Raw genomic sequence first — 5,860 nt, forward strand, 5'->3', positions numbered from 1 at the left:
GCATCCACCCACGCTAGCCCCGCTCACCCGATGGCGGGCTCGCTGTCGTCGTGGGCGCGGGCGGCCGGCTCCTCGGCGCGGTCCCGGGCCGGGACGGCGGCGTCGACGACCCCCGCGGCCGCCTCGAGGTCGTCCGGCAGGACGGTGACCCCGTGCGGCGGCTCCGGCAGCGCCTTGGCCCCCTCCCCGGCGATGAACACCGGCAGCGAGCGGCCGAGCCGCGCGAGCGAGGGGAGCCGCGCCTCGAAGGCCGAGCGGCGGACCCCGGCGAGGACGACGGCGTCGGCGGACAGGAACCGGGTGGCCTCGCCGATGGCGGTCATCGGCGAGTTCGCCCCGAGGCTCACGACGCGCCACCAGCGGGCGTGGAGCATGGCGCCGAAGAGCTCCAGCGGCAGGTCGTGCAGCTCGCGGGGCGGGCAGGCCAGGACGACGGTGCGGGCCTGCGTGCCCTGGACTGGCAGCCGCAGCTCGCCGAGGACGCCGCGGAAGGCGCTGGAGACGAAGTGCTCGTGGACGACGCCGAGCCGTCCGGACTCCCAGGCGTCGCCCACCTCCTTGAGCACGGGCATGATGACCCGCGTCACGGTGGCGTCCACGCCGGACACCAGCAGGGCGTCGAGCAGGAGGTCGCGCACGGTGGCGCCGTCGAGCTCCCGCGTCGCGGCCATGACGCGCTCACGCGCGAGCTCGAGGTCGGTGGAGGGGTCGGGACCCACGGGACGTGCTCCTTCGGAACGGGTACTGCGAGAACGATAACCCGGGTACCCGCCCCGGCGCGGGCTCATGCGGGGGAGCCGTCCGTGCAGGTCAGGGCTCCGGGCGAGGGACGAGCCGGGCTGTAGGCCGGGTTCTGTCCCGGACCGTCGTCGCCGACGGACCGGTGACGGTCATCCATCTCGGGCGGCCGTTGCCGACCGCCTCCAGCGCCCTACCCGCGTGCTCGGGCGGGCCGCCCTTGGTCGCACGCTGTCTGGGCTTGCTCCGGATGGGGTTTACCGAGCCGACCTGGTCACCCAGGCCGCTGGTGGTCTCTTACACCACCGTTTCACCCTTGCCGCCGGTGCTCGCGCACCGACGGCGGTCTGTTCTCTGTGGCACTGTCCCGCGGGTCGCCCCGGGTGGCTGTTGGCCACCATCCTGCCCTTCGGAGCCCGGACCTTCCTCGGCGGTGGGAGACCCACCGACGCGACCGTCCGCCCGGCTCGTCCGCCGCCCAGTGTAGGGCTCAGGCGCGGACGAGGACGACCGTGCCGGTGGCGACGTCGGCCTGCTCGACCCGCACCTCGATGCCGGAGCCGAGCTCCGCCCGCTCGCCGCGCACCTTGGCGAGCACCGGCAGGTCGACGAGCTGGACCTCCATGCCCTTCTCCTCGTGGTCGACGACCACCGCGGCCAGCACCTCGCCGACCCGGTCGCCGAGCACCGCGGCCTCCGTGGCGTCGGCGCAGAGCCGCTCGGCGCTGCGGGCCACCCGGTCGGAGTCGCGCATGAGGTCGGGCAGGTCCGGCAGCGCGGCGCGGACCTCGTCCGGGACGGGCGCCCCGCGGCCCGCCGCCTCGCAGACGACGAGGCCGAAGCGGTCGACGAGCCGCCGCAGCGGGGCGGTGACGTGCGCGTAGGGGGCGGCGACAGCGGCGTGCTCCCGCTGCTCGGGCGGCGCGCCGTCGAAGGCGGTGTAGCCGGCTCCCCGGAAGAGCGCCGTCGCCTCGTGGATGAGGGCGAGGTGACGAGGGTCGCGGCGGTCCAGGCCGCGGACGAGGTCGCCGTAGGACACCTCCTGCGGCCAGTCGACGTGCAGGCCCCGGGCGGCCCGGCGGAAGCGGGCGAGGGCCTCGTCGGTGGGCGGCGGCATGGTCCGCAGGACCCCGACCCCGGCGTCGAGCATCATCGTCGCCGCCGCCATCCCGGTGAGCAGCGACAGCTGGGCGTTCCACTCCTCGGCCGCGACCGGGGGCCGGAACTCGAGGGTGAAGCCGCCGTCCTCGCGCTCGGTGACCTCCTGCTCGGGCATCGGCAGGCTGGCGCCGCCGCGGGCCCGCTCCTGCGCGATGCGCCGCTCCCCCACCTCGCGCAGCAGAAGGAGGATCTCGTCGGCGGTGCCGTCGTCGACCTGGCGCTGCACCGTGGCGTAGTCGAGGCGGGCCCTGCTGCGCACGAGCGCCCGGCGGACCTCGGCGCCGGTGAGCACCCCGTCGGCGTCGAGGCGCAGGTCCCAGACGAAGGCCGGGCGCACCTGGTCCGGCAGGAGGCTCGCGGCAGCCTCCGAGAGCACGGGCGGGTGCAGCGGAACGCGCTCGTCCGGGCAGTAGACGGTCTGGCCGCGGGACCGGGTGGCGCGGTCGAGCGCCCCGCCCGTGACGACGAAGGCCGGGACGTCCGCGATGGCGTAGCGGACCCGGTGGCCCGCGCCCTCGCGCTCGATGTGCAGGGCCTGGTCCAGGTCCATCGACCCCGGCGGGTCGAGCGTCACGTACGGGGTGTCGGTCTCGTCGCGCTCCGGCGGGGCCGGCGGCTGCGCGGCGACCCGCTCGGCCTCGGCCTGCGCGTCGGCCGGGTAGGGCCCGTCGATGCCGAGCTCGGCCCGCACGGCGGCGAACCGGTCGCGCAGGGCCTGCACGAGCTCGCGCGGTGCGTCGGCGTCGGTCGGGCGGAGCACGATCCGGGGGCGCGGCATCCTCGCACCCTAGCCCCGTCAGTAGGCTCGCCCCCGTGCTCGTGCTGCTCCCGCCGTCGGAGTCGAAGTGGAACCGCCCGCGCGGCCGGCCGGCGGACCCGGGCACCTGGTCCTTCCCCGGGCTCGCCCAGGCCCGGCAGCGTGTCGCGACGAGCCTGCAGGCCCTGGGCGACGGCTCGGAGGCCGCTGCGGTGCTGGGGGTGCCGGAGTCCCTCCGTGGTGAGGTCGCCCGCAACCTCCGGCTCGAGCAGCTGCCCGCCACCCCGGCGGCGCAGGTGTACACCGGCGTCCTCTACGACGCCCTCGACCTCGCCTCGCTCGACGCCGCCGCCCGCCGCCGGGCGCAGCGCTGGCTCGTCGTCGTGTCGGCCCTGCACGGTGCCGTGCGTCCGGCGGACCGGGTGACGGCCTACCGGCTGGCCATGGGCGTCGACCTGCCGGGCGTCGGCCCGCTCGCCGGGTTCTGGCGGGCCCACCTCGACGCGCCGCTGACGGCCGCCGCGGGCCGCGGGGTCGTCGTCGACTGCCGCTCGGCCGCCTACGCCGCCGCCTGGCGTCCCGGGCCCGACCTCGCCCCGCGGTGGGTGCAGGTGCGGGTCCCCGGCGCCAGCCACATGGCCAAGCACACCCGCGGCCTCGTCGCCCGGCACGTGTGCGAGGCCGGGGTGTCCGCCCGGTCGGTGCCGCTGCTGGCCGACGTCGTCGCCGGGGCCTTCGCCGTGACGCTGCACGAGCCCGCCCGCCGCGGCGCGCCCTGGGTGCTGGACGTCGAGGCCCCGTGAGCGCGCCGTGAGCACCGGCGACGCCGTCGCGCTGCTCGCCCGTCTGGCCCCCGTCGTCGTCTTCCTCCTCGCCGTGACGGTGACGGCCGAGCTGGCCGAGCGGGCCGGGGTGTTCGACGTCGCGGGCCACGCCGTCGCGCGGCTCGGGAGGGGCCGCGCCGGGGTCCTCTGGCTGCTGTTCGCGCTCTTCGCGGTGGCGGCCACGGTCGTGCTGTCCCTGGACACGACCGCCGTGCTGCTGACCCCGGTGGGCCTGGCCGTGGCGGCGCAGGTCGGGCTGGACCCCCGCGTCTTCGCGGTGACGACGCTCTGGGTGGCGAACACCGGCTCGCTGCTGCTGCCGGTCTCGAACCTCACGAACCTGCTCGCCCTGCACACCCTCGAGCAGGACGGGGCCGGCCACGCCGACTACGTCCGCGCGTCGTGGGCCCCGGCGCTCGTCGCCGTCCTCGTCACCCTGGCCCTCGTCGCCCTCCTGCACCGGCGGACGCTGGGCGCGCGCTACGCCACCGCCCCGCCGCCGGAGCCGCACGACCCCGTCCTGCTGCGGACGGCCGGGGCCGTGTGCGTCGTCCTCGCCCCGCTCTTCGCGCTCGGCGCACCCCCCTGGGCCGTCGCCTGCGGGTCGGCCGCGGTGCTGGGCGTGGTCACCTTCGTGCGGGACCGGACGCTGCTGCGGTCGCTGCCGGTGCCGTGGCTCATGGCCGCCGGCTTCGTCGCCGTGTCCGCGCTCGTCGAGGTGCTGCACCGCCTCGGCGTGCTGGACCCCCTCGTCGGCGGCCTGCCGGACGGCACCTCGGCCCCGGCCCTGCTGGCGGTCGCCGGCGCCGGGGCCGGGCTCGCGAACGTCGCGAACAACCTGCCTGCCTACCTGGCGCTGGAGCCGGTGGCCGACGGGTCGGTGCCGCGGCTGCTGGCCCTGCTCGTGGGGACGAACGCGGGGCCGCTGGTCACGCCGTGGGCCTCGCTGGCCACCCTGCTGTGGATCCAGCGCTGCCGCTCGCGCGGCATGCGGATCCCCTGGCGCTGGCTCGCCCCGGCCGGGCTGACCTGCGCGGTCCTCGTCCTCGCCTCGGCCACGCCGACGCTCGCCCGCTGACGCTCGACACCGCCGGGCAACCTTCGACACCGCGGCGTCGATCCCTCCGTCCGTGGGTTGGAATGGGTCCGGACGACGAGGAGGACCATGACCGCGATCGACACGCTGAGCCGGAGCGCCCAGCGCCGCCTGGGCCTGGCGCTGCGCTCCCGGGTCGCCGGGGACGACGCGCCCGAGCGGGCGGCCGTCATCTGGGGCCGGCAGGGGCGGCGCTGGTTCACCGCGACGGACCCGGTGTGGAAGGTGCATGCCGACGCGTCGATGTTCCCCGGTGGCGTCGCAGCGCTGCTGCTGCAGTCGCTGCACCCCTCGGCGATGGCGGGCGTGGCGGGTCACAGCGGGTACCGCGGCGACCCGTGGGGGCGGCTGCAGCGCACCTCGCACTTCCTCGCGACGACGACCTTCGGCACCGTCGAGGACGCCGAGGCCGCAATCGCTAGGGTCCGCGGCATCCACGAGCGGGTACGCGGCCGCGACGACCGCGGCGTCCCCTACCGCGCGTCCGACCCGGACCTGCTGCGCTGGGTGCACGTCGCCGAGGCCTGGAGCTTCCTCGGGGCCTACCAGCGCTTCTCCTCCGAGCCGTTCACGGCAGCCGAGGCCGACCGCTACGTCGAGCAGGCGGCGGTCGTCCCGGGGCTGCTCGGCGCCACCGACGTGCCGACCGACGTCGCGGGCCTGGAGGCCGCGCTCGAGGCGTACCGGGCGGTGCTGCGGGCCAGCGACGCGGCGCGGGACGCCGCGCGCTTCCTCCTGCTGGACCCGCCGCTGCCCTGGTCGCAGCGCGCCGGGTACGGGCTGCTCGCGGCCGGTGGGGTCGCCCTGCTCCCGGGCTGGGCGCGGCGCGAGCTGCGGCTGCCGGTGGCCGGGCCGGTCGCGGCGGCCGCCGGGGTGCTCGGCCTCGCCGGGACCAAGGGGGTCCGGTGGGCCATGGCCGGGGTGGCCGAGGAGCGCCGGGTCTCCGCGGCCGAGTCGGCGTAGCGCTCAGGCCGTGCCGGTGACGAGCTGCTCGATGCGCTCCAGGGTCGCGGCCATGTTGCGCCGAGTCATCCCCTCCATCCGCCGGACGACCGGCTTGGACGTCGCCGCCTCCTTCGAGATGTCCCACGTCTCGGTGACGAGCGTCCCGCCGTCGACCGGCTCGAGCTCGTAGCGCCAGATCCGGCCGCCGACGAGCCGCGACAGCGCGCCCCCCGCGAGGGTCTGCCAGGCGATCCGCCGGTTCTCCTCGAGCTCGATGACGGTGTTGCTCGTCGAGTAGGCGACGCCGATCTTCATGTCCATCCCGAACCGGTCGCCCAG

General features: G+C 76.7%; 5 protein-coding genes, 1 other RNA gene and 1 pseudogene. 3 read left to right on the forward strand and 4 right to left on the reverse strand.

Annotated features, from left to right (window positions below; all coding sequences use genetic code 11):
• Positions 1-23: 23 nt before the first annotated feature.
• The 3 genes from EPD83_RS19635 to EPD83_RS19645 all read right to left on the reverse strand — a co-directional run bounded on the left by EPD83_RS19635 (position 24) and on the right by EPD83_RS19645 (position 2,677).
• Positions 24-719 (reverse strand): cobalamin B12-binding domain-containing protein, encoded by a 696-nt coding sequence (locus tag EPD83_RS19635; protein ID WP_164896335.1) that lies wholly within the window; start codon positions 717-719, stop codon positions 24-26.
• Positions 720-826: 107 nt separating this feature from the next.
• Positions 827-1,208: RNase P RNA component class A (gene rnpB / locus EPD83_RS19640), an RNA gene on the reverse strand.
• A 20-nt stretch (positions 1,209-1,228) separates the two neighbouring features.
• Positions 1,229-2,677 carry an RNB domain-containing ribonuclease gene (locus EPD83_RS19645; RefSeq protein ID WP_128366534.1) on the reverse strand — a complete coding sequence of 483 codons (1,449 nt, stop codon included), beginning with the start codon at positions 2,675-2,677 and terminating at the stop codon, positions 1,229-1,231.
• A gap of 35 nt (positions 2,678-2,712) precedes the next feature.
• On the opposite strand from EPD83_RS19645, the gene EPD83_RS19650 reads away from it, so the two are divergent.
• The 3 genes from EPD83_RS19650 to EPD83_RS19660 all read left to right on the forward strand — a co-directional run bounded on the left by EPD83_RS19650 (position 2,713) and on the right by EPD83_RS19660 (position 5,539).
• Complete coding sequence (locus EPD83_RS19650; protein WP_128366535.1) at positions 2,713-3,459, forward strand: YaaA family protein; 747 nt, start codon at positions 2,713-2,715, stop codon at positions 3,457-3,459.
• A gap of 7 nt (positions 3,460-3,466) precedes the next feature.
• Entirely contained in the window at positions 3,467-4,558 is a 1,092-nt protein-coding gene (locus tag EPD83_RS19655) for an ArsB/NhaD family transporter (protein ID WP_235950746.1), read from the forward strand.
• An 87-nt stretch (positions 4,559-4,645) separates the two neighbouring features.
• Positions 4,646-5,539 (forward strand): oxygenase MpaB family protein, encoded by an 894-nt coding sequence (locus EPD83_RS19660; protein WP_128366536.1) that lies wholly within the window; start codon positions 4,646-4,648, stop codon positions 5,537-5,539.
• Positions 5,540-5,542: 3 nt separating this feature from the next.
• Here the strand turns inward: EPD83_RS19660 and EPD83_RS19665 are convergent.
• Positions 5,543-5,860 (reverse strand): annotated as a pseudogene (locus EPD83_RS19665) (hypothetical protein); the annotation flags it as partial.

Origin of the sequence: Phycicoccus flavus (assembly GCF_004025965.2) — a bacterium.
Lineage (GTDB): Bacteria > Actinomycetota > Actinomycetes > Actinomycetales > Dermatophilaceae > Phycicoccus > Phycicoccus flavus.